The following is a 21,083-nucleotide window of genomic DNA, read 5'->3' on the forward strand; positions in this document are numbered from 1 at the left end:
CGGTAACAAGCCATCACAGTGTCAGCTTATCAGCTGCCAGACCGCAGAATCTTGCCGGGATTGAAGATATCCAGCGGATCGATGCCCTGCTTGATCGCGCGCATGAGATTGAGTGCCGGTCCGGCCTCCTGTTCGAGAAAGGTCATCTTGCCCTGGCCAATGCCGTGTTCGCCCGTGCAGGTGCCGCCGGCTGCCAGCGCCCGCCGGTTGAGACGCTCGACGAAAGCCTCGGCGCGGGCAATATCGTCCGGGTCCTTGTCATCGAACAGGATCAGCACATGAAAGTTTCCATCGCCCGCATGGCCGACGATCGGCGCCAGAAATCCGTTTTCAACAATATCGGCATGCGTATCGGCCACGCAGTCGGCAAGCTTCGAAATCGGCACGCAGACATCGGTCGATAAACCGTTCAGATGCGGCGCCAGCGCCCGTGATGCCCAATAGGCATCATGGCGGGCCTTCCACAGCTTGGCCCGCTGCTGGGCATCGCCGGTCCACTGGAACCCCTCGCCGCCGCATTCCTCGGCAATCATGGCAAACTGTTCCGATTGCAGCCGCACCGTTTCCTCGGTGCCGTGGAATTCGAGAAACAGCGTCGGCTTTTCCTCGTAAGTCAGGCCGGAATAGGCATTGCAGGCCTTCATTTGCGTTTCGTCGAGCAGTTCGATGCGCGCCACCGGAATGCCCATCTGGATGGTCATGATCACCGCATCGCAGGCGGCCTTCACGGTCTGAAAGGCGCAGACGCCGCCGCCGATTTTTTCCGGAATACCCTGCAGCTTCAGCGTGATGGACGTGATGACGCCAAGCGTGCCTTCCGACCCGACAAACAGCCGCGTCAGATCATAGCCGGCCGAGGACTTGCGAGCCCGCGTGCCCGTCGAGATTTCCTCGCCATCGGCCGTCACCACGGTCAGAGACAGGACATTGTCCTTCATCGTGCCATAGCGCACCGCATTGGTGCCCGAGGCGCGGGTCGCCGTCATGCCACCGATCGAGGCATTGGCGCCGGGATCGATGGGGAAGAACAGGCCCGTATCACGCAGATAGGTGTTGAGCGCCTCACGCGTCACGCCGGGCTCCACCGTGACATCCAGATCTTCGGCAGAAACCCGCAGCACCTTGTCCATGCGTGTCATGTCGAGCGAAATGCCGCCGGACGGCGCATTCACCTGTCCTTCGAGCGAGGAACCGGTGCCAAAGGCAATGACGGGCACGTGATGGGCAGCGCAGGTTTTTACCACCAGCTTCACATCCTCGACCGTCTCGGCAAAGACGACGCCGTCTGGAAGCTGGCGCGGCAGATAGGTGGTGGTATGGGCATGCTGCTCGCGAAAGGCCTGCCCCGTCTGCAAACGATCACCGAGCGCCCCACGCAAAATCTCGAGAACAGCTGCAATGCCCTCCTCGTTGCGTCGACCAGCCTGCACGTCTCTCAATACCATTGCCATGTCTCCAGATACGGTCGCTGATGACCGACCGTCTTTGCCATGTTTGGTATGCGAGACATCGCAGGTTGTCCATATCGGCGGCGATGATCGCTAAAGCCTACGCGGCCAACGCTGTGCACCATGCAGAATTGCGACTATGTGCCAGATCCGGCAAGTAACATCTCGACCGAGGTCATGCTTCAAAACGAAGCACATGACCAGACGTTGTTTACGTCGATCTCAGCACAGCCATTCGCTGCATTGCTCAGCCCAAAATTGATAGTTAGTTGTCTTTTCGCTTTCGACGGTTCCGATCATGACCCGGCCATCCTGTGCGGATGACAGCGCAAGGCTGTTCAAAGCATCACCTGCCCCCATAGCCCCCTCTTTGCGCCCGTCGTCTCACAGCCCGTCAGCTTGGCTACAGCGACAGGGCCAGTCTCAGGATCAGCCCATGCACGTCAGAACAATCGCCCTCGCCCTTAGCCTGCTGTCCCTCGCCGGATGCCAGACGGTTGACGCCAACTCGCCGGAGGCATTGAAGAAAGCTGAAATTCAGCGCCTCAAGTACGAGACAAACAGGGCGAACTGCAAGTTGGTCGTGGAGCTCAATCGCCAGAGGACGGCGCAGAAGAAGGAACAAGCGAAGGACAACAACTGCGCCGCGATCCTGATGAACAGTTCTTCGGTCAACATCCATCCGGTCGCCTTCGTCCCAGATTTCAACATCAACGGCATTCCGCTGCCGATCGGCGCGCTGATGAAACTTGCGGTCGTCATGGAACGCAACGATCGGGAGAACAAGGCAGTGGAAGCCAAACTGCCGGCCTGGGCAACCAAGACCGAAGGCGCCGACATGACCTACCGTATTCTGCTGTCTCTGACTTTCACGCAAGATGAGATCGCCACGCTCAAAACAAGCTCTGACTTTGCCGATGCAGCACAGAAGAGCGATGCTATACTGCGCTTCCTCAAGGCCAACCCGCAAATGGCCAAGGAATATGCCCGAGGTGACATTTAATCGGCCCCACACCTGGCCGTAATAATGCAGAGAATTGACCGCGTCTCACCAGCGATGCGGTCAGTTCGGCCCGTGCTCTGCCGGAGGCTCAAGACTGTGCCCCCTATTCCGCCGCCATCAGCGGTGGCTTCTTTTCCTCGTTGGCGGCGCGGTGCGAGACCAGTTCAAGCTCGTCATGCAGGCGCTGTTCCTCATGGGCATGCGGCTTGGCAAAGCGCGCAAGCAGAAGATAGGCGACCGGCGTGATGAACAGCGTCACCAGCGTGGCAAGCCCGAGCCCGCCGACGATGACCCAGCCAAGCGCAATACGGGCTTCTGCACCCGCCCCTTGCGCAAAGACCAGCGGCACGCCGCCAAGAATGGTGGCGATCATGGTCATCATCACCGGGCGCAGGCGAAGGCTGCAGGCCTTTTCGATGGACTCGCGTACGGCTGTTCCCTGATCGCGCAGCTGGTTGGCGAATTCGACAATGAGAATGCCGTTCTTCGCCATGACCCCAACAAGCAGCACGAGCCCGATCTGGCTGTAGACATTGAGCGAAGAGCCGGTCAGCACCAGCGCAAAGACCGCGCAGGCCAGACCCAGCGGCACCGTCGTCATGATGATGATCGAGGACAGCACGCTTTCAAACTGCGCCGCCAGCACCAGGAAGATGATGGCAATGGCAAAGCCGAAGGTGATCGCCATACCATTGGCGTTTTCGCCCAAGGTTTTTGCCTCGGCAAGCGGCATCAGGCGCGACCCATTCGGCAGAAGCGGTGCGGCCAGCGCCTGAACCTCCTGAAGCGCCTGGCCGAGCGACACGCCATCGCGCAGGCCCGCAGACAGCGAGACCGAGGCCAACTGCTCCTCGCGGGTCAGGCGCGGCGAAACGGCACCCTCTTTGAGGCTGGCGATCGTCGACATAGGCACGACCTTGCCGTCATTGGTGCGCAGGAAGATGTTTTCGAGATCCGTCGGATCGTTGATCGGCTGCATCATCGAGGTAATCTTGACGGGAATGGCTTCCCCCTCGACGAAAACATCGACGACGGAGCGGCCCTCAAGCAGAGCCTGCATGGAGGCTGACAGGCCGCCGATATCGATCCCGAGATCGGATGCCCGCTCGCGGTCGATGGAAACAGAGAGCTGCGCCTGCGTCGGCTCGTTGTCGAGACGCGGCGTCTCGAACGAACCGCTTTTCTCCATGGCCTGAACCAGTTGGATTGCTGCCTGGGTGAGCGCGGCGTGCTCATTGCCGACAAGCGCCACCTGAAGACCACTGCCGGCGCCACGAATGCGCAGACTGTTGGACTGGATGGCAAAGCCGCGCACTGCCGGCACGCGCATGGCGGCAGCATTGATATCATTGACAATCTCGTTCTGGCCCCGTTGCCGTTCCGCCCAGGGCGCCAGTGTCATCACCATGAAACCGCTGTTGACGGAGCCACCATTGCCGGACACCGAGAAGATGTTGCGGATCTCGCCGCTATCGAGAAGCGGCTGCAGGTTTTCCTCCACGCGCTTCAGCTGATCCTCGGTATATTCGAGGCTGACGCCCTGCGGCGCCGTGAGCCGCATCATTACGGCGGAGCGGTCCTCGCGCGGTGTCAACTCGCTTGTCACCTGCCCGAAGGCGACGAAGGCGGCAAAACCGAACAGAAGCGAGCCGGCAATCACCACCAGCGGCGCGTTGAGACAAAAGCGCAGGCAGCGGGCGTAAGTGCTTGCAAACAGGTTGCCGAAACCGGCAAGCAGGCCCTTGGGCTCGGTCATCGGCCGCGTCAGCATGCGCGAAGCAAGCATTGGGCAAAGCGTGAGTGCCGTCACCGAAGACAGCGCCACGGCAAAGGCCAGCACGAAACCGAATTCGCGGAACAATCCGCCGAGTTGTCCGGGCAGGAAGGAGAGCGGAATGAACACGGCGGCAAGCGTCGCCGTCGTTGCCAGAACCGCAAAGAACACTTCCTTGGTGCCGAGCACGGCGGCCGCCCGCGGCCCCATGCCTTCGGTGCGTCGGCGCACGATATTTTCCAGAACGACGATCGCATCGTCCACCACAAGCCCGGTCGCCAGAACAATGGCCAAGAGCGTCAGGATGTTGATGGAGAAGCCGACGAGATAGATGGCGGTCAGCGTGCCGATCAGCGCCACGGGCATGGTGAGTGCCGGGATAAGCGTGGCGCGCCAGTCGCGCAGGAAGAGATAGAGCACGATAACGACGATCAGTGCCGAAAGGCCGAGCGCAAGTTCCACCTCATGCAGCGCGCCGCGGATGAACACGGCATCGTCGCTGGTAATCACGATGCGTGTGCCTTCCGGCAGGGTGGCCTGCATGGCATCGACAGCGGCGGCAACGCCGCTGGAAATATTCAGCGTATTGGATTGCGCCTGGCGGATAATGCCGAGACCAACGCCCTGCACGCCATTCGAGCGCAGCGTGGTGGTGCCGTCATCGGGACCGAGCGTCACGCTTGCCACATCCCGCAGCCGGATATTGTCCTTCACCAGCACGCTTTCAAACGCTTGCGGCGTAGAAAGGTTTGCGGTGGCGCGCACCACGATATCCTGCGTGCGCGAGGTCAGCGAACCGGCTGGCACGTCAAGCGCTGCACTGGAAAGCGCGCTGGTCACATCCGCCACCGTCAACCCGCGGCTGGCGAGCGCCGCCTGGTTCACATCGACACGAAAAATCTTCTCCTGGTCGCCGTAAAGCTCGACATCCGCCACGCCTTCGACAGCGGCCAGACGATCGGTAATCTCATTGTCGACCAGTTGCGTCAGGTCTTCCATCGACAGCTTGGTCGAGGTGACGGCCAGACGCATGATCGGCTGCGAATCGGAATCCGCCTTGATGATGCGCGGCTCGTCGGTATCGTCCGGCAGTTGATTGGCGACGCGACCGATAGCATCGCGCACATCGTTTGCCGCAACCGAAAGATCGACGCTGTCATTGAATTCCATCGTCACCCGGCTGGAGCCGAACTGCGATTCGGACGAGAGCGCCTTCAGGCCGCTGACGCGGGCGACCGCGCCTTCGATCACCTGGGTCAGTTCCTGGTCGATGGTTTGCGGCGAGGCACCCTCATATTCGGTGCGCACGGTAATGACCGGCTGATCGACATCGGGGAGTTCGCGGACTTCAACGCCGACAAAGGCCGCAAGACCGGCCACCACCAAAAGCGTGTTGATGACGGCAGCCAGGATAGGCCGGCGCACGAACATCGCAGTGAAATCGGATTTCGCCTTCTCCGTCGTACGCTTCTTATCTTCGCTCATGGACGCGCCGCCTCCGCCACCTTCTGTTCCGCACCCTGAATGCGCACCGGCTGGCCTTCGCGCACGCGCTGCAGACCTTCCGTCACCACCATGTCATCTGCCTTCAGATCGGCCTTCACCAGCACCTTGTCGGGATTGCGCTGGATGATGCTGACGCGGGTCTTGCGCGCCTTGCCATCGGCCACCTGCCAGACATAGGAGCCATCGGCATCCCATTGCACCGACAGCGGATCAACCGCCGGGAATGCTTCGCCGGGAAAGCGCATGGAGACGCTGAACGACATGCCGGCTCGCAAGACGTCACTTCCATTGTCGATGCGCGCCCTCACCCGGATCGTACGGCTCGCCGCATCGACGCGGTTATCGATGGAATCCACCTTGCCGGCAAAGGTCTCGCCCGGTCGGCTGATGGATGTCGCATCCATCGGCATTCCCGGCTTGAGCACGGCAACGAAGCGTTCCGGCGCATAGAAATCGACGAGGATTTCGGAACGGTCATCCAGCGTGACAATGCTGGTCTGGGTGGTGACATTGTCACCGATATTGATCGCGACAATGCCCGCCACGCCATCGATCGGCGCAACGATATCACGACGCTTGAGGTTGAGGGTGGCTGTGCTCACCGCAAGCTTTGCCGATTCCTCGGCAATCTGCGCATCGAGCACGTCAAGGCGGGCCACAGACTGGAGATTGCGGTAGGAGCTCGATTTTTCAACGGCGCTGCGCAGCGAGACCTGCGCCTTGTCGCGCTCGATCAACTGCTCGTCATCATCAAGACGCGCCAGCACATCGCCCTTTTTCACCTTATTGCCGGATGCAACCAGGATATGTGTGATCGTGCCGCTGGCCTGCGGCATCACGACGACGGACTGGATCGCCTCGCCATTGCCGATGGCATTCAGCCGGTCGTTGACGGTGCCGATGGTCACGGCTCTTGCGGCAATCAGCGTGCCACGCTGAGCGCCTCCCTGCCCTCCAGCAGCGCCTGCACCTTGACCACCGCCCTGCCCCGAACGCTGTCCGCCGGGGGAAGCAGCGCCTGTGCCGCCACCAGGCACTCCAGGCTGAGAAGCGTCCGGCGCGCGAACCAGGGAAACAACCTCAAGAGGCACGCCCATCTTGACCAGCGCTGGGCCGGCCGCCGGGCTGACGAACAGCCACAGACAGAGACCGGCCAGCAGCACGGCCAGACTGAGGAGCAATTGCTTCCAGATGCGCATCAAGACACTCCGATGGGAAAATACGACTATGAGGTGAATTATCGTGACATACAGTCGCTTAGGCAATGCCGGATCACCAACCTTGCAAAATTGTAACCTAACGCACAATCACGGACGCGTGAATGGCAGCGACAGGTCGCAGATTTGGCACAAATGCAGCGCCGACTTTGGTGTTTTGCCGCAATCCGGGCCGATGACTGGAATAAAAGCAGAACATGCTCTATGGCCTTGTCCTCCCGGAATCATTAGATTGACCTGATGACGAACAGTTTCGACGACATTCCGTTCTTCGATGAAGAACCGGATCACGCTCCGCGCATGAAGCCCGGCCAGGTACCTGCGGCTGCGACCCAACCTGCGCCTTCCGGGCTTGGTATTGCCGCCCGCGCCATGGCCGCCCGCGACCAGCATCGCGCCCCCGATTATCTCTCCGGCCTCAACCCGGAACAGCGCGACGCCGTGGAAAGCATGGATGGCCCTGTTCTGGTTCTGGCTGGCGCCGGCACCGGCAAGACGCGTGTGCTGACCACCCGCATTGCCCATATTCTGGCAACGAACCGCGCCTTCCCCAGCCAGATCCTGGCGGTGACCTTTACCAACAAGGCAGCCCGCGAGATGAAGGAGCGCATCGGCGTGCTCGTCGGTGGCGCCGTCGAAGGCATGCCCTGGCTCGGCACCTTCCACTCGATCGGCGTCAAGCTTCTGCGCCGCCACGCCGAACTGGTTGGTCTTCGCTCGGATTTCACCATTCTCGACACCGATGACGTGACACGGCTGATCAAGCAGCTGATCCAGGCGGAAGGTCTGGACGACAAGCGCTGGCCCGCCCGCCAGTTCGCCGGCATGATCGACACCTGGAAGAACAAGGGGCTAACGCCGAAGGACATTCCCGAAGGCGATGCCCGTGCCTTTGCCAATGGCAAGGGTCGCGAGCTTTACGCCGCCTATCAGGCACGGCTAAAAAGCCTCAATGCCTGCGATTTCGGCGACCTACTTCTCCACCCGATAGACCTCTTCCGTCGCCACCCGGATATCCTGCGCGATTACCACCAGAAGTTCCGCTATATTCTCGTGGACGAATATCAGGACACAAATACCGCACAGTATATGTGGCTGCGGCTTCTGGCCCAGCGGCCGAAGGATGTGCCGCAGAATGTCTGTTGTGTGGGCGATGACGACCAGTCGATCTATGGCTGGCGCGGCGCAGAAGTCGACAATATCCTTCGATTTGAAAAAGATTTCGTCGGCGCCAAGGTCATTCGGCTGGAGCGCAACTACCGCTCGACCGAGCATATTCTGGGAACCGCAGGCCACCTCATTGCCCATAATGAAGGACGCCTGGGCAAGACGCTGTTTACCGAACGCCGTGAACCGGATGACGAAAAGGTGATCGTGCATGCCGCCTGGGATTCCGAAGAGGAAGCCCGCGCGGTGGGCGAGGAAATCGAACAGCTACAGCGCAAGGAGCACAAGCTGAACGATATGGCGATCCTCGTGCGCGCCTCCTTCCAGATGCGCGAGTTCGAGGATCGCTTCGTGACGCTCGGCCTTAACTACCGCGTCGTCGGTGGTCCACGATTCTACGAGCGGCTCGAAATACGCGATGCGATGGCTTACTTCCGCCTCACCTGCCAGGCGGCCGACGATCTCGCCTTCGAGCGGATCGTCAATACGCCAAAGCGCGGCCTTGGCGATACGACCGTGCGTGCGCTGCATGACTATGCCCGCGCCCGCAACATACCGATGCTGGCGGCCTCCTCCGACATCATCGAGACCGACGAGTTGAAGCCCAAGGCCCGCAAGGCGCTGTTTGACGTGGTGCAAAATTTCCGGCGCTGGAGCGAGCTGCTGGAGACCACACCGCATACCGAGCTTGCCGAACAGATCCTCGAGGAGTCCGGCTATACGGACATGTGGAAGAACGACAAATCGGCGGAAGCGCCGGGCCGGCTGGAAAACCTGAAGGAACTCATCCGCTCCATGGAGGCGTTCGAGTCCCTGCGTGGCTTCCTTGAACATGTGTCGCTGGTCATGGATGCCGAGCAGAACGAAAATATGGACGCCGTGTCGATCATGACGCTGCATTCCGCCAAGGGCCTGGAATTCGAAACCGTGTTCCTGCCCGGCTGGGAGGAAGGCCTGTTTCCGCACCAGCGGGCGCTGGATGAAGGCGGCCGCTCCGGCCTTGAGGAAGAACGCCGGCTCGCCTATGTCGGCATTACCCGCGCAAAGCGGCGCTGCCATATCTGGTTCGTCTCCAACCGGCGTATCCATGGGCTCTGGCAATCCACCATGCCGTCGCGCTTCCTCGAAGAGCTGCCGCCGGCCCATGTGGATGTCGCAGCCTCCGACCAGGGATATGGCGGCTATGGCGGGCGCGGCGGTTATGGCCAGTCGCGCTTCGACAAGACCGAACCCTTCCAGAACTCCTATTCGACGCCCGGCTGGAAACGTGCCCAGGCCAACAAGACCGATGCGACCCGCGACAACTGGGGCACCCGTTCCGGCCATGCGGTGGACCGCATCGGCTATGGCGAAAGCGGGCCGAAGAGCCGCACCATCGATGGGGAGCTGGTGGCGAAATCCGTGGCTGACACGCCCTCGAAATTCACGCTGGGTGAGCGCGTCTTCCACATCAAATTCGGCAATGGCAAAATCGCCTCCATCGAAGGCAACAAGCTGACCATAGACTTCGACAAGGCGGGCCAGAAACGCGTGCTCGACGGTTTCGTCGAGAAGACATGAGGGACTTGCGCAGCCACGAGCGCCTGCCTGACGCTGCGCAGCCCTCGCCGCCAAATTCCACTGCGCCTTATCTTGCCGGAACCATCGAAATTGAATAAACCCATGCACATTGACGTCCGGACCAAGATCTTATCGTGCTTCATGAATTGTAAGCATGTGTAGTTTTATCGGCGTCGCAAACATGTTTACATGGCGACTTCGATGAACAACACAGTTGACCACATCAAAACACTGCAACAGGCCCGGCCAAGTGACGAAATATACGATACGTCACTTCCGCAAGGCATACATCTCTCGGGTGCACGTCGCGCTAAACTTCAAGTCTATCTGATCAATCTCGATCGTGCGGAGCGACGTCTGGAACTGATGGCGGCAAAATTGAACGCCCTGGGCATAGCCTATCAGCGCATTGCCGGCGTCGATGGGCAGAAGTTGACCTTTCCCGTCCCGGAATTCAGCGAAATCTCCTATCGCATGCTGCATGGCCGGCGCTTTCTGCCTGCCGAGGTCGGCTGTTATCTCAGCCACATCAACTGTGCGAAGCAGTTGCTGGATACGGACGCCGATTTTGCGCTCATTCTCGAAGACGACGTCACCTTTGCAGAGGATGCGATGGACAGTATCGGCCGAGCCATCGACCAGTCTGATTGCTGGGACATCCTGCGTCTGACGACCGTGAATTCGGGCCACAAATTCGCGATCCGCCCGCTCGGCAACGGGCGCAATCTTGCCATGTGCCTGACGCGCGAAAAGGGTGCCGGCGCCTATGTCGTCAACAGGAAGGCTGCCAAGTGGATGATCCAGCGGCTTTTACCCATCCGACTTGCCTATGACATCGCCTTCGATCTGGAATTCATGAATGGCCTGAACGCCGCCTTCATCCATCCGCTGATCGCCTCGCAGTTCACGCGCGAACCAACCCAGATCCAGACGACCATCCACAAACTACCCACCTGGCGCTATTTTTCAGTCCTGCCCTATCGCAGCTATCTGGAAGTGGCGCGGGTGGTGCTGCGCACCGCAAAGCTTGCACGCCATCTGCTGCAACGCTCAATGAGAGATCTCAACCACACAACGGCTAAGAGACAGAGATAAGGTCGAGCACCGCGCCCATAGCCGAGGATGATCCTTAGCCGTCGTTCTTCAGATAGTCCACCAGTGTACGGCGGCCCTCGTTTTCAGCCGTCACCGGTGTGGACTGAGACCCGGAAGAGCCACCGCCACGCGGATTGATCTTGCGAAGCGCCATGGCAGGAATACTGCCCGTGTGGCGTTCGACGATGATCATATGGGTGATATCGCCACGCTGGAAGGCTTTCAGGAAGCGGTCATATTCGGCAAAGGCCACGCAGCCATGCGAATCGCCGCGCACCCGCAAGAGATAGCTATGCGCCAGAAGACCGGTGCGGCCGAGCGGCGCCACGCCGTCGGTCGGCGTCAGACGAATGGCAGCAACCCCATGGAACAGTTTCTCGCGCATGGATAGTTTGTAAGTGCCGGGAGGCGTTGGGCCGCGCATCTTCACATGAGTGTATTTCGGATTGTCGCGCATTTCGCCGATGCCCGAATGGGCTTCGAGCTTCTCGCCGTTCGGCATGTGAACCACGCCATTGGTGATGTCATAGACAGCGATCTTGGTACCACGGTCAGGCCACGGAACCGAAGGCGTCATGCTCTTCATCGGGTTTTCGGGACGGGCAAAGGCAAGCGCCTTGGGTGCCTCTTCCTCTTCGTCTTCGGCAATCACAGGCGCCGATGCGCGTGCAGCGGGCTTTGACACAACAGGCCTGGCGGCAGATGGCGCAAGGGCAAGGGCTACTGCATTGGCAGGCGGCCGGCGCATCGGCAAGGGACCGGCTTCCGGCAGGTCATCATCCGTAGAAGGGCCGATGGCTTCGGCCACGGCGAGTTCCGCCGGGCTCTGCAGATCGGCCACTTCCACCTCACCACCCTCGGCATTGCCGGCAAGTGCTGCATCCCATGCGGTTTCGGTGGGCGGGGCAATCAGCACGGTTTCATGCAAAGCGGCCGAAAGCGTCGTCTTCCAGGCATCTTCTGCCGGGCGCTTCTGCGACAGCGCGGCAAACTGGCGATCGATTTCCGCCTGCGCCAGTGCCGCGGAAAGGCTGTCCTTCACATGCGGATCAGCCGGGCGGCGGGTGCTCAGATGCGCAAAATCGGCATCCTCGAGCCGGCCGGACTTTTCGGTGGCGCCGCTGGAAAGGCGCGAGAATTTGGCGATCTTCAAGGATCGTTCAGCGCGGGGAGACACAGCAATCGGTTTCAGATCGAGCGCGGCGCGCATCTGGTAGCCATAATCAAGGGGCTTTGCGCTGCCCATGGTCTGCATGGTGACAAGTGCGCCAAGCATCCAGCCGCCGACGGCCAGTGCGACACCGAGCGCAACGCCGCCCTTCAGAAATCCATGCGACGCGCTGGCTTTTGGCTGGCGCCGGACATTTTTCGAGACGGATGTTTCCGCCGTAAAGACCAGTGCCATGAACGCGTCACCCTTTACCCACTACTCGTACACCCAACGGGAACACAACCGCGCCGGAACACATATGCCGACAGGAGAAGGCTGGCCGCCTTTGCAATTGGCAGGTTCCTGTCGATGAGCAGTCAGGATGACAAATTATGGTAACCAATGTGTTTACAAGCCCCCCTGTTATTTCAGGTGCCCATTATATGCCGATGCCGCCGGAAGTTTAGTGGAAATATGGCAAAGGCGCGACATTGACGGCAAAATGTCGCGCCTTTACACCCAAAAGTAGTCCTTCGGCCTTGCTAGCCGTCCTGGCGACGCGGTGCAGACCGCTCGAAAAAGAACCAGGGACGCAGGCGAACGCCAATCACGTTTCCGGCAAAAGCCGCAACGACCCACAGATAGCCGTGCAGGCTGCCGGAGGCGATACCGGAGAAATAGGCGCCGATATTGCAGCCATAGGCGATGCGGGCGCCATAGCCGAGCAGCAGACCACCGGCAACGGCTGCCAGCACGGAGCGCAGCGGGATATCGAGCGAGGGTGCGAATCGCCCGGCAAGGGAAGCCGCCAGCATGGCGCCGGCAATGATGCCGAAATCCATGATCGAAGTGACATCGGCAAACACACTGCCGGCCAGCGCCTTGGCATTGCCCGGCATCTGCCAATAGGCCCATTGCATGGGATCTATCCCGATCGCCTGCGCGCCCTTGGCGCCCCAGAGCGCAAAGGCCGAGGTGATGCCCCAAGGCCGACCGGCAATGGCCAGCGTCAGGAAATTGAGGATGACCAGGGCGACGGCGCCGGCCACCAGCGGCCAGGGACCGCGCAGATAGCGTTGCAGGCCGGTGCGTGGCGAAGCGAGTTCCTGTTCAAGACTGCCATGCCTGCGCCGTTCGATGACGATGGTGATGGCGGTAATGGCGGCAAAGATGGCGAGCGACACGGCAATGCCGCCCAGCATGCCAAAGCTCTGGTAAAGCGCTATCGGCGGCAGCGCCGGCAGGCTCAGCCACCAGTCGAAATGGATGGTGCCAAGCACGGAGCCAACAATGAAGAAGAACAGCGTGACCAGCATGCGGGCATTGCCGCCGCCGGCGGTAAACAGCGTGCCCGACGCGCATCCGCCCCCCAGCTGCATACCGATACCGAACATGAAGGCGCCCGCAATGACGCCGAGGCCGGCCGGCGAAACATTGCCGCGTACCTCATTGCCAAACAGCGTACCGCTGGACAAAGCCGGGAAAAATAGGATGACGGCAAGCGCCAGAAGCAGCATCTGGACGCGCAGGCCGCGTCCCCTGCCCTCGACGATGAAGACACGCCAGGCGGAAGTAAAGCCGAAGGACGCATGATAGAGCGAAATGCCGAGCGCCCCGCCGACGAGAAACAGAGCACCCTGCGCACTGCCATAGATCGCGCCCAGCGTAAGCGTGCCAAGAACGAGAACCACAAGGGCCGTCACGCCGGACGCTCCCAATGGCGGGATGCTCGACGCACTGCCTGTGGTCGAGGATTGGACAAAGGCCATGATCAATCTCCTAGAGTAATGTTTTTCAAGATAGGGCGCAATACCGGGTCCTTCGAGGCAATCGCTGCCATTTCTGTGGGTTTTATTGGAAACCTGTACTGCCAGCCGGCTTTTCCTGGGCGCTGCGAACGAGGCGGCTTGCCGCAAGGGGCGCAGCTTGGCATCCTGTCACAAAACAAGCCGATAGGTCGAACACCGGAGACACACCATGAAGGCGCTGCTGCTCATCGATATTCAGAACGGCTTTTGCCCCGGCGGCAACCTGCCAGTGCCGGACGGCGACACCGTGGTGCCGGTCATCAACCAGCTGATCGAGGAAGGCTCCTATGATCTGGTGGTCGCCTCGCAGGATTGGCATCCGGCCGATCATGGCAGCTTTGCCTCCCAGCATTTAGGCGCAAAACCCTTTGATATGGGGGAATTGTCCGGCCAGAAGCAGGTTCTCTGGCCCGATCATTGCGTGCAGGGCACGCCCGATGCCGATTTCCATCCGGATCTCAATATCGAAGCCATCGACTATATCCAGCAGAAGGGCGAGAACCCGGCTGTCGACAGCTATTCCGCCTTTCGCGACAATGACCAGGCAGCCGTGACCGGTCTTGCCGGCTATCTGCGCGCCCAGCAGGTGACGGAGCTGGATATCTGCGGCCTGGCCACCGATTATTGCGTCAGGTTTTCTGCGCTCGACGCACGCGACATGCTGCCGGACGTCAAGATCTGCTTTATCGAGGATGCCAGCCGCGGCATTGATCCGCAGGGCGTCAAGGACGCCATTGCCGAGATGCGCGCGCGCGGCGTCGCCATCATCACCAGCGCCGAGATATTCGCCGACTGATAGGGTGTTGCGACCGCAGCCTTGCCGGCGGCGGTCGCAAGACAGGAATCAAAGCGGCTGCGTTGCCTGCTCAAGCCAGGACAGAACATCCGCATCGGTGACCAGCGGCGACAGCTTTTCACGCACTGTCGCATGATAGCGGTCGATCCAATCCTGTTCCTCTACCGTCAGCAGCTCGGTCAGGATCAACCGCCGGTCGATCGGGCACCAGGTCAGCGTCTCGAACCCCATCATCGGCAGGTCGCCGCCCTCGATCATATCGAGCGGCGTCACATAGATCAGGTTTTCGATACGGATGCCGAAGGCGCCGGGCCGGTAATAGCCGGGCTCGTTAGACAGGATCATGCCGGGCAGCAATTCTTGCGTCGAAAGCCGTGCAATGCGCTGCGGCCCCTCATGCACAGAAAGATAAGAGCCGACGCCGTGGCCTGTACCATGCGCAAAGTCGGCACCGGCCTTCCACAGCGCAATGCGCGCCAGCGGATCGAGATCGCAGCCGCGTGATCCCTTGGGAAAACGCGCGGTGGAAATGGCAATCATGCCCTTCAGCACCAGCGTAAAGAACCGCTTCTGCTCTTGCGGTACAGAACCGATCGCCACCGTGCGGGTGATATCCGTCGTGCCATTCACATATTGCGCGCCCGAATCGATGAGGAAGAGTTCGCCCGGCTGCAGCAGCCGGTCGCTCTCGGTGGTCACGCGGTAATGCATGATGGCGCCATGCTCGCCGGCGCCCGAGATCGTATCGAAAGAAACATCCTTCAGCGGGTTCTGCAGGCTCTGGCCGATCCGCGCCCGGCAGGCTTCCAGCACCTTCACCGCTGCGATTTCCGTCAGGCTGCCCGGCGGCTGCGCATCGAGCCAGGCAAGGAAGGTGACCATGGCAACGCCATCCTGCACATGCGCCTCGGCAGAGCCGCGCAGTTCGACGGCATTCTTCACCGCACGCGGCAGGCGGGCCGGATCGGTCGCCTCGACAACAACACCGCCGGCATCCTCGATCACCTTGGTGAGCGCAACCGACGTGGCATCGGCATCGACAAGGATCCTTGCACCATCGGCTGCATGGTGCGCCAGGCGCGCAAGCAGGCTTTCCGGCGCATGGATCGTGCAGAGCGGCGCCAGATGCGCTGCCGCATCCGCGCCGACCTTGCCCTGGTGGAGAAAGAGTTCAGCCCGCCCATCGGCCGTCAGAATGGCGCGTGCCAGCGGATGCGGCGTGTGCGGCACATCGGCGCCGCGAATATTGAAGATCCAGGCAATGGAAGACGGATCGGCGATCAGCACGGCGGCGGCCTTTTTCTGCGCAAGGCCTTCGGCAATCTCGGCAATTTTGTCGGATGCCGCTTTGCCCGCATGGCTCTCCAACTGCACGACCACCTGCCCCATGGGTTCGGCAGGACGATCCTGCCACAGTGCATCGAGCGGATTGGCATCAAGCATTACCAGGCTTCCGCCGCGCGCTGACACGGCCGCCGCGAGACGCTTCACCTCGGCGCCGCTATGCAGCCAGGGATCAAGGCCCAGCTTGAAGCCGCTCGGGCCGTGGGCCGCAATCCAACTATGCGGCGGCTCGCCCACAAGATCGCCCGGCGTGAAGGTTTGCGCATCCACCTGCTGCACAAGCTGCGTCGTATAGCGTCCATCGACGAAGACCACGGCTTGCGACTGCGTCACCAGCGCCATGCCGGCCGAACCGGTAAAGCCGGTCAGCCAGGACAGCCGCTCGGCAGACGCCGGCACATACTCCCCCTGGAATTCGTCAGCGCGCGGCACGAGGAAGCCATCAATCCCAAGCGCGTCGAACTGGGCTCGCAGCTGCGCCACGCGTGACGGGCCAAACTGCGGGGTTGAGGTGGTCTCGAAGGATTGGAACATAGGCATGCTTTCGATGAGGACGATTCCGATGACCGGCATTGTGACCGGAAAAATGCTGCCGGACCAGATTGACAGAGAAATGATATCAGATTGTGCAACTGCGAAAGCACGCTGACCCACGTTGAGCCACCCATGCAATGAATGCATGACACCCGTGTAGCAGAGCCTCTGACTGAACAGCAAATGAGCGACTATATTCAACTCATCGGGTGAGTGGACAAACGCTCACCACACAAAAGGACCGCACCGATGGCAAATTCCTTCTTCCGCAATGCCTTTGATCGCGTCGTCGCCGCTCGCGAGCGTCAGGCCACCCGTTATGTCAACGGCGCCCTGATGTATCTCGATGACGAGCACCTGACGGCGCTCGGCACAAGCCGCGAAGAACTGCGCCGCAAGGGCGCAACCCGCTACGTGTTCTGATGGAAATGGGACGGCGGGTCTCCTCCCAAGCCGCCGTTCCGCTCAGAACACGCGGAAGTCCCGCTTGAGCGCTTTGCCTCCAGGCGCTCGCGGGCTGGATCTGCCGCTTGCGGTATGGTCCTAAAAAAGGCGACACTTTCGGGTGTCGCCTTTTTTTGTTCCGCCCGAACCCATACCTTAAATGCAATGCTGCGCTGCGGGATAAGCAACGCTATCAGCGACCATGGCGCAGGTGGATGGTCACCCAGCCATTGCGCCAAAGCGTGCGCACATGCGAGAGGCCTGCGCCATTATAGGCCGCAATCACCTTCCAGCGCTGTGAAGCCAGAATGCCGGACAGGATGACATCACCGCCGGGGCTCAAATGCGTCGCCAGCTGCGGCGCAATCTTGATCAATGGACGTGCCAGGATATTGGCGATGATGAGGTCGAACGGCCCATGACGGCGAAAGGCGGAGGAATGGAAGCCAGGCGCCGTTTCCAGCGCGATACCGCCGGAAATACGGTTGAGCCGGACATTCTCGGCTGCCACCTTCACCGCGACCGGATCGATATCGGTGGCAAGAACCGGGATTTTCTTCAGCTTGGCCACCGCAATCGCCAAAACGCCGCTGCCCGTGCCCAGGTCCAGCGCATTGCGCGGCGGATGGGCGCGCATCACGCGCTCGATCATTTCCAGGCATCCAGCCGTCGTGCCATGATGTCCGGTACCGAAGGCCTGGCCGGCATCGATCTCGATGGGCACGTCGCCGCTGCGTACCTTGTCGCGATCATGCGATCCGTGCACGAGAAAGCGCCCTGCCCGTACCGGCTTCAGACCTTCCAGGGACTTGGCGATCCAGTCGATGTCCGGCAGAACTTCGCGCTCAATGACGAGATCCGGATAGGCCTCGGCAATGGTTTCGGCAAAGCGAGCGCGCACCTCGTCTTCGTCGGAGAACATCATATAGACGGAGGCTTCCCAGCGGTCTGTCTTCTCGTCCACTTCCGTGGTGCCGATGGCAAAATCCTCTTCGCCGAAGCAGAATGACAGGAGATCGAGAATGTCCTCGGATTCCTGCTCGGTAACGGTGACGTAGAGGCGCATCTCGCTCAAGGCTGTGTTCTTTCTGCGGCTATCTGTGTTGGCGCATGCTTTGCCACAAAACCGAGCGCACCAGCAAGCGCGCAGAGCCGCCATAAAGCGACCCGGTGATCAGCCCTTGATGAGGTTCTGAAGCTTCGTCTTGGCCGTATCGGGGTTTTCGCCATAGGAGATCGTGCCGGCAAATCGACCGCCCTTGTCGAGAAGGAAGACGGATGCCGTGTGGTCCATGGTGTAATCGCCGTTCGGATCCTTTTCGTCCACCGGCACCTTACGGGCATAAACGCGGAAACCCTTGACCATTTCGCCGATCTTGTCCGGCGCACCGGAAATGCCGATGATGCGGTCACTGACATTGGACACATAGCGCCCAAGCAGTTCCGGCGGATCGCGCTCCGGGTCCACCGTCACAAAATAGGCATTCAGCCTGGTGCCATCCGGGTCCACGGTATGCAGCCAGCCGTTCAGCTCGAACAGCGTTGTCGGGCAAACTTCCGGGCAATGGGTAAAGCCGAAGAACAGCGCGGTCGGTTTTTCCTGGAAGGCTTTTTCCGTGATCGGCTGACCGGTCTGGGCAACAAGCTGGAAGGGCACGCCGAACGGAGCTTCGGCAATCTGCTTTTGCGTGCCGGTCACCTCATAGGTGAGCCATCCCAGCACGCCCGCCATGACGGCAACGGCGGCCCAAAGAACGATGCGGACGGTCTTCATGATGGCGTAACAGCTCCTGCAAGGCGATAGATCATCCCATACGCTCTAGGCCGGTGCGCTGCAATTCACGATCACGCCGAAATGACAAGGCGCGCGCATTTGTCCCGCCCCGACAACCACTTGCTCCGCGTGATCCATCACATGCACCAGGCAGCAAGACTATCCTGCATCGCAAGCAACAAGGCCGGGCCATGAACAATCCAGCCATAGAAGGCAAGCACCAGCAATATGGCCGCAAAAAATGCCGCCAGAAGCGAAATAGCCGCGCCGGAGTGCCATCTGGGTAACGTCATAGCAACCTTCTACGCCGACAGTGAAGAAGAACCAAGCTTTCCCTAGAATATCAGGATTAGCGAATGTTTAACACCTGTTTGAGACAGTTTTGACGAGTCGAGGGGCTCCACCCAACATAATGCGGCTATTCATTCGACAGCCGGCGCCAGGTGGAACGACTTTTTGCGTGCATGACAAGCCAAAAGGTTTCAACGGGGTCCGGCAACAATTATGGCGAGCGGTAACGGTAAGACAATGTCGATCGGGAACAGACTCATGACGCTGGGCATCGCTGCCTTTGCGGGCATGGGCACGATCGTGGGCGTGGGTTGGTACCAGCAAACTGAGGCAGAACAGGGGCTCATGAAGGCCATCGCCATTCGCGAGCAGGTCGATCAGTTGAATGCTTTGAAGAGCGCCAACCTGGAAATGATCCTCGCCGCCATGGATACGATCGTCGACAAGGACGAACGCAAGGTCCAGCCCGAACGGCTCGTGATGATTGCCGAAACCGCAAAGGCACTGACCGATGGCGGACCAACCGTTTCAACACTTGCCGCTGCAGTGGGCAATCCAGGCCTTGCGTCCAGCTATCCGGCCGAGGTTGCGACCGTCGCAAAGCTCATCCAGGTGGATCTGAAGACCCTGGTCGAAAGCGGCGGAGCCGACGAACAATTCGACGCCATTGATGACGGCATCGACGGCGGTGGCGAGAAAATCAGCGACACACTGAACAAACTGTCAGAGCTTGGCGGCAAACTGGCGACCGACAGCATCACCCATGCACAGGCTCTGTCGAACGAATCCATCTATATGCAGTTCATCTGCGGACTGGTTGCAATGCTGGTCGTCGCCGTCCTGCAGTTCATTCACGCCGGTACGATCCGCCGCAATATCAAGAATATTCGCAACAGCATGCGTCAGATCGTCGAAGGCGACTATCAGACGCCCGTCCAGGGAACCGAAGCCAGCGACGAGATCGGCGACATGGCGCGTGCCACCGAGATCTTCCGCAAGGCTGGACTAGAAAAGCAGCAGCTGGAACAACAGACCAGCGAAGAACGGAGCCGCAACGAAGAGGAAAACCGCCTGCGTGACGCGACGGCGCGTGCCGATGCAGACGCCGTCAACACCGCAACCAAGGCCCTGGCCGCAGCATTGACCCGCCTTTCCGAAGGCGATCTCAATTCTTCCATAGAGCGCCCCTTCCGCGAGGACCTTGAGCCGGTGCGCGCCGATTTCAATCGTCTGACGGAGAAACTGCGGGTGATCATGCATGAGATCACCGGCAATGCCAGTTCCATCCAGGCCAATGCCCAGCAGATGCGCTCTGCCGCAGACGATCTTGCCAAGCGCACCGAACAGCAGGCCGCATCGCTTGAGGAAACGTCTGCGGCGCTGGAACAGATCACCCGCACCGTGCGCACCGCCACAGACCGCGCCGAGGGTGCGAGCCAGATGGTCAGCAATGCCAAGGATTTTGCCGAAAGCTCGTCCAAGGTGGTCACCGATGCCATGTCGGCCATGGGCCGCATCGAGGCAGCCACTGGCGAGATCGGCAAGATCATCAATGTGGTTGAAGAAATCGCCTTCCAGACCAATCTTCTGGCGCTGAACGCCGGCGTTGAAGCCGCCCGAGCAGGCGAAGCCGGCAAGGGTTTCGCCGTGGTTGCCCAGGAAGTGCGTGAACTGGCCGGCCGTGCCGCCGGTGCCGCCAAGGATATCAAGGCCCTCGTTACGCGCTCCAGCGCCGAAGTCCAGACCGGTGTCGAACTGGTCAAGGCCACCGGCGATGCGCTGCACCGAATCGGCAATGATGTCTTGATGATCAATGATGATGTCAGCGCGATCGTCACCTCGGCACGCGAACAGTTCGTCGGCCTGTCGGAAATCAACTCCGCCATTGGCCAGATGGACCAGACGACCCAGCAGAATGCGGCGATGGTGGAGGAAACCAATGCCTCCAGCCACACGCTAGCCAGCGATGCTGATAATCTGACCCGCCTGATGGGTCAGTTCAACATGGCCGGCAACAGACCCCGCAGCGTGGACATGGCAATGTCTGCACCCGCGGCCCGCCCCTCTCCCGCCCGCAACCTGATGAACAGGGTTGCGAGCGCCGTTACCAGCAGCAGCTCCGCCGCAAGGTCACTTGCGACGGCCACCAATGAAAAATGGGAAGAGTTCTAA

General features: G+C 60.5%; 15 protein-coding genes. 6 read left to right on the forward strand and 9 right to left on the reverse strand.

The window, feature by feature from the left end:
- Positions 1–29 precede the first annotated feature (29 nt).
- On the reverse strand, positions 30–1,445 hold the full coding sequence (locus E8M77_RS08505) for an FAD-linked oxidase C-terminal domain-containing protein (RefSeq protein WP_137130194.1): 1,416 nt from the start codon (positions 1,443–1,445) through the stop codon (positions 30–32).
- Between the two features lie 439 nt (positions 1,446–1,884).
- Between E8M77_RS08505 and E8M77_RS08510 the strand changes: the two genes are divergently transcribed.
- Positions 1,885–2,451, forward strand: coding sequence for a hypothetical protein (locus E8M77_RS08510; RefSeq protein ID WP_137130195.1), 567 nt, complete (start codon positions 1,885–1,887; stop codon positions 2,449–2,451).
- 103 nt (positions 2,452–2,554) lie between these two features.
- Here the strand turns inward: E8M77_RS08510 and E8M77_RS08515 are convergent, their stop codons facing one another.
- Complete coding sequence (locus E8M77_RS08515) at positions 2,555–5,710, reverse strand: efflux RND transporter permease subunit (RefSeq protein ID WP_137130196.1); 3,156 nt, start codon at positions 5,708–5,710, stop codon at positions 2,555–2,557.
- Positions 5,707–6,930, reverse strand: a complete 1,224-nt coding sequence (locus tag E8M77_RS08520) for an efflux RND transporter periplasmic adaptor subunit (RefSeq protein WP_137130197.1) — start codon at positions 6,928–6,930, stop codon at positions 5,707–5,709. The genes E8M77_RS08515 and E8M77_RS08520 overlap by 4 nt, the downstream gene beginning before the upstream one ends.
- Positions 6,931–7,188: 258 nt before the next feature.
- Between E8M77_RS08520 and E8M77_RS08525 the strand changes: the two genes are divergently transcribed.
- Positions 7,189–9,675, forward strand: coding sequence for a UvrD-helicase domain-containing protein (locus E8M77_RS08525; protein WP_137130198.1), 2,487 nt, complete (start codon positions 7,189–7,191; stop codon positions 9,673–9,675).
- Positions 9,676–9,876: 201 nt separating this feature from the next.
- Positions 9,877–10,770: a glycosyltransferase family 25 protein gene (locus tag E8M77_RS08530; RefSeq protein ID WP_137130199.1), complete on the forward strand. Its 894-nt coding sequence runs from the start codon at positions 9,877–9,879 to the stop codon at positions 10,768–10,770.
- 34 nt (positions 10,771–10,804) lie between these two features.
- Here the strand turns inward: E8M77_RS08530 and E8M77_RS08535 are convergent, their stop codons facing one another.
- Complete coding sequence (locus tag E8M77_RS08535; RefSeq protein ID WP_137130200.1) at positions 10,805–12,175, reverse strand: DUF2778 domain-containing protein; 1,371 nt, start codon at positions 12,173–12,175, stop codon at positions 10,805–10,807.
- Positions 12,176–12,462: 287 nt separating this feature from the next.
- A complete protein-coding gene (locus tag E8M77_RS08540; protein WP_137130201.1) occupies positions 12,463–13,689 on the reverse strand; it encodes a YeeE/YedE family protein in 1,227 nt (408 codons plus the stop codon).
- A gap of 208 nt (positions 13,690–13,897) precedes the next feature.
- Between E8M77_RS08540 and pncA the strand changes: the two genes are divergently transcribed.
- Positions 13,898–14,524 (forward strand): bifunctional nicotinamidase/pyrazinamidase, encoded by a 627-nt coding sequence (gene pncA, locus E8M77_RS08545; protein WP_137130202.1) that lies wholly within the window; start codon positions 13,898–13,900, stop codon positions 14,522–14,524.
- Between the two features lie 48 nt (positions 14,525–14,572).
- Here the strand turns inward: pncA and E8M77_RS08550 are convergent, their stop codons facing one another.
- Positions 14,573–16,402: an aminopeptidase P family protein gene (locus E8M77_RS08550; RefSeq protein ID WP_137130203.1), complete on the reverse strand. Its 1,830-nt coding sequence runs from the start codon at positions 16,400–16,402 to the stop codon at positions 14,573–14,575.
- Positions 16,403–16,651: 249 nt separating this feature from the next.
- Here E8M77_RS08550 and E8M77_RS23870 point away from each other — a divergent pair, with 249 nt between their 5' ends.
- Entirely contained in the window at positions 16,652–16,825 is a 174-nt protein-coding gene (locus E8M77_RS23870) for a hypothetical protein (RefSeq protein WP_170975790.1), read from the forward strand.
- Positions 16,826–17,039: 214 nt separating this feature from the next.
- Here the strand turns inward: E8M77_RS23870 and E8M77_RS08555 are convergent, their stop codons facing one another.
- From E8M77_RS08555 to E8M77_RS23875, 3 genes are all read right to left on the reverse strand, one after another.
- Positions 17,040–17,921 (reverse strand): 50S ribosomal protein L11 methyltransferase, encoded by an 882-nt coding sequence (locus E8M77_RS08555; RefSeq protein WP_137130204.1) that lies wholly within the window; start codon positions 17,919–17,921, stop codon positions 17,040–17,042.
- A gap of 99 nt (positions 17,922–18,020) precedes the next feature.
- Positions 18,021–18,620 carry an SCO family protein gene (locus E8M77_RS08560; protein ID WP_137130205.1) on the reverse strand — a complete coding sequence of 200 codons (600 nt, stop codon included), beginning with the start codon at positions 18,618–18,620 and terminating at the stop codon, positions 18,021–18,023.
- Between the two features lie 137 nt (positions 18,621–18,757).
- Complete coding sequence (locus E8M77_RS23875; protein ID WP_170975791.1) at positions 18,758–18,913, reverse strand: hypothetical protein; 156 nt, start codon at positions 18,911–18,913, stop codon at positions 18,758–18,760.
- 256 nt (positions 18,914–19,169) lie between these two features.
- Between E8M77_RS23875 and E8M77_RS08565 the strand changes: the two genes are divergently transcribed.
- A complete protein-coding gene (locus tag E8M77_RS08565; protein WP_246659177.1) occupies positions 19,170–21,083 on the forward strand; it encodes a methyl-accepting chemotaxis protein in 1,914 nt (637 codons plus the stop codon).

Origin of the sequence: Rhizobium sp. FY34, assembly GCF_005222845.1 — a bacterium.
Classification (GTDB): domain Bacteria; phylum Pseudomonadota; class Alphaproteobacteria; order Rhizobiales; family Rhizobiaceae; genus Neorhizobium.

Coding starts and splice junctions, on each gene's coding strand:
- E8M77_RS08530 (WP_137130199.1), top strand. CDS start 9,877: ATGAACAACACAGTTGACCACATCAAAACACTGCAACAGGCCCGGCCA.
- E8M77_RS08535 (WP_137130200.1), bottom strand. CDS start 12,175: ATGGCACTGGTCTTTACGGCGGAAACATCCGTCTCGAAAAATGTCCGG.
- E8M77_RS23870 (WP_170975790.1), top strand. CDS start 16,652: ATGGCAAATTCCTTCTTCCGCAATGCCTTTGATCGCGTCGTCGCCGCT.
- E8M77_RS08515 (WP_137130196.1), bottom strand. CDS start 5,710: ATGAGCGAAGATAAGAAGCGTACGACGGAGAAGGCGAAATCCGATTTC.
- pncA (WP_137130202.1), top strand. CDS start 13,898: ATGAAGGCGCTGCTGCTCATCGATATTCAGAACGGCTTTTGCCCCGGC.
- E8M77_RS08525 (WP_137130198.1), top strand. CDS start 7,189: ATGACGAACAGTTTCGACGACATTCCGTTCTTCGATGAAGAACCGGAT.
- E8M77_RS23875 (WP_170975791.1), bottom strand. CDS start 18,913: ATGACGTTACCCAGATGGCACTCCGGCGCGGCTATTTCGCTTCTGGCG.
- E8M77_RS08520 (WP_137130197.1), bottom strand. CDS start 6,930: ATGCGCATCTGGAAGCAATTGCTCCTCAGTCTGGCCGTGCTGCTGGCC.
- E8M77_RS08510 (WP_137130195.1), top strand. CDS start 1,885: ATGCACGTCAGAACAATCGCCCTCGCCCTTAGCCTGCTGTCCCTCGCC.
- E8M77_RS08550 (WP_137130203.1), bottom strand. CDS start 16,402: ATGTTCCAATCCTTCGAGACCACCTCAACCCCGCAGTTTGGCCCGTCA.
- E8M77_RS08505 (WP_137130194.1), bottom strand. CDS start 1,445: ATGGTATTGAGAGACGTGCAGGCTGGTCGACGCAACGAGGAGGGCATT.
- E8M77_RS08560 (WP_137130205.1), bottom strand. CDS start 18,620: ATGAAGACCGTCCGCATCGTTCTTTGGGCCGCCGTTGCCGTCATGGCG.
- E8M77_RS08540 (WP_137130201.1), bottom strand. CDS start 13,689: ATGGCCTTTGTCCAATCCTCGACCACAGGCAGTGCGTCGAGCATCCCG.
- E8M77_RS08565 (WP_246659177.1), top strand. CDS start 19,170: ATGACGCTGGGCATCGCTGCCTTTGCGGGCATGGGCACGATCGTGGGC.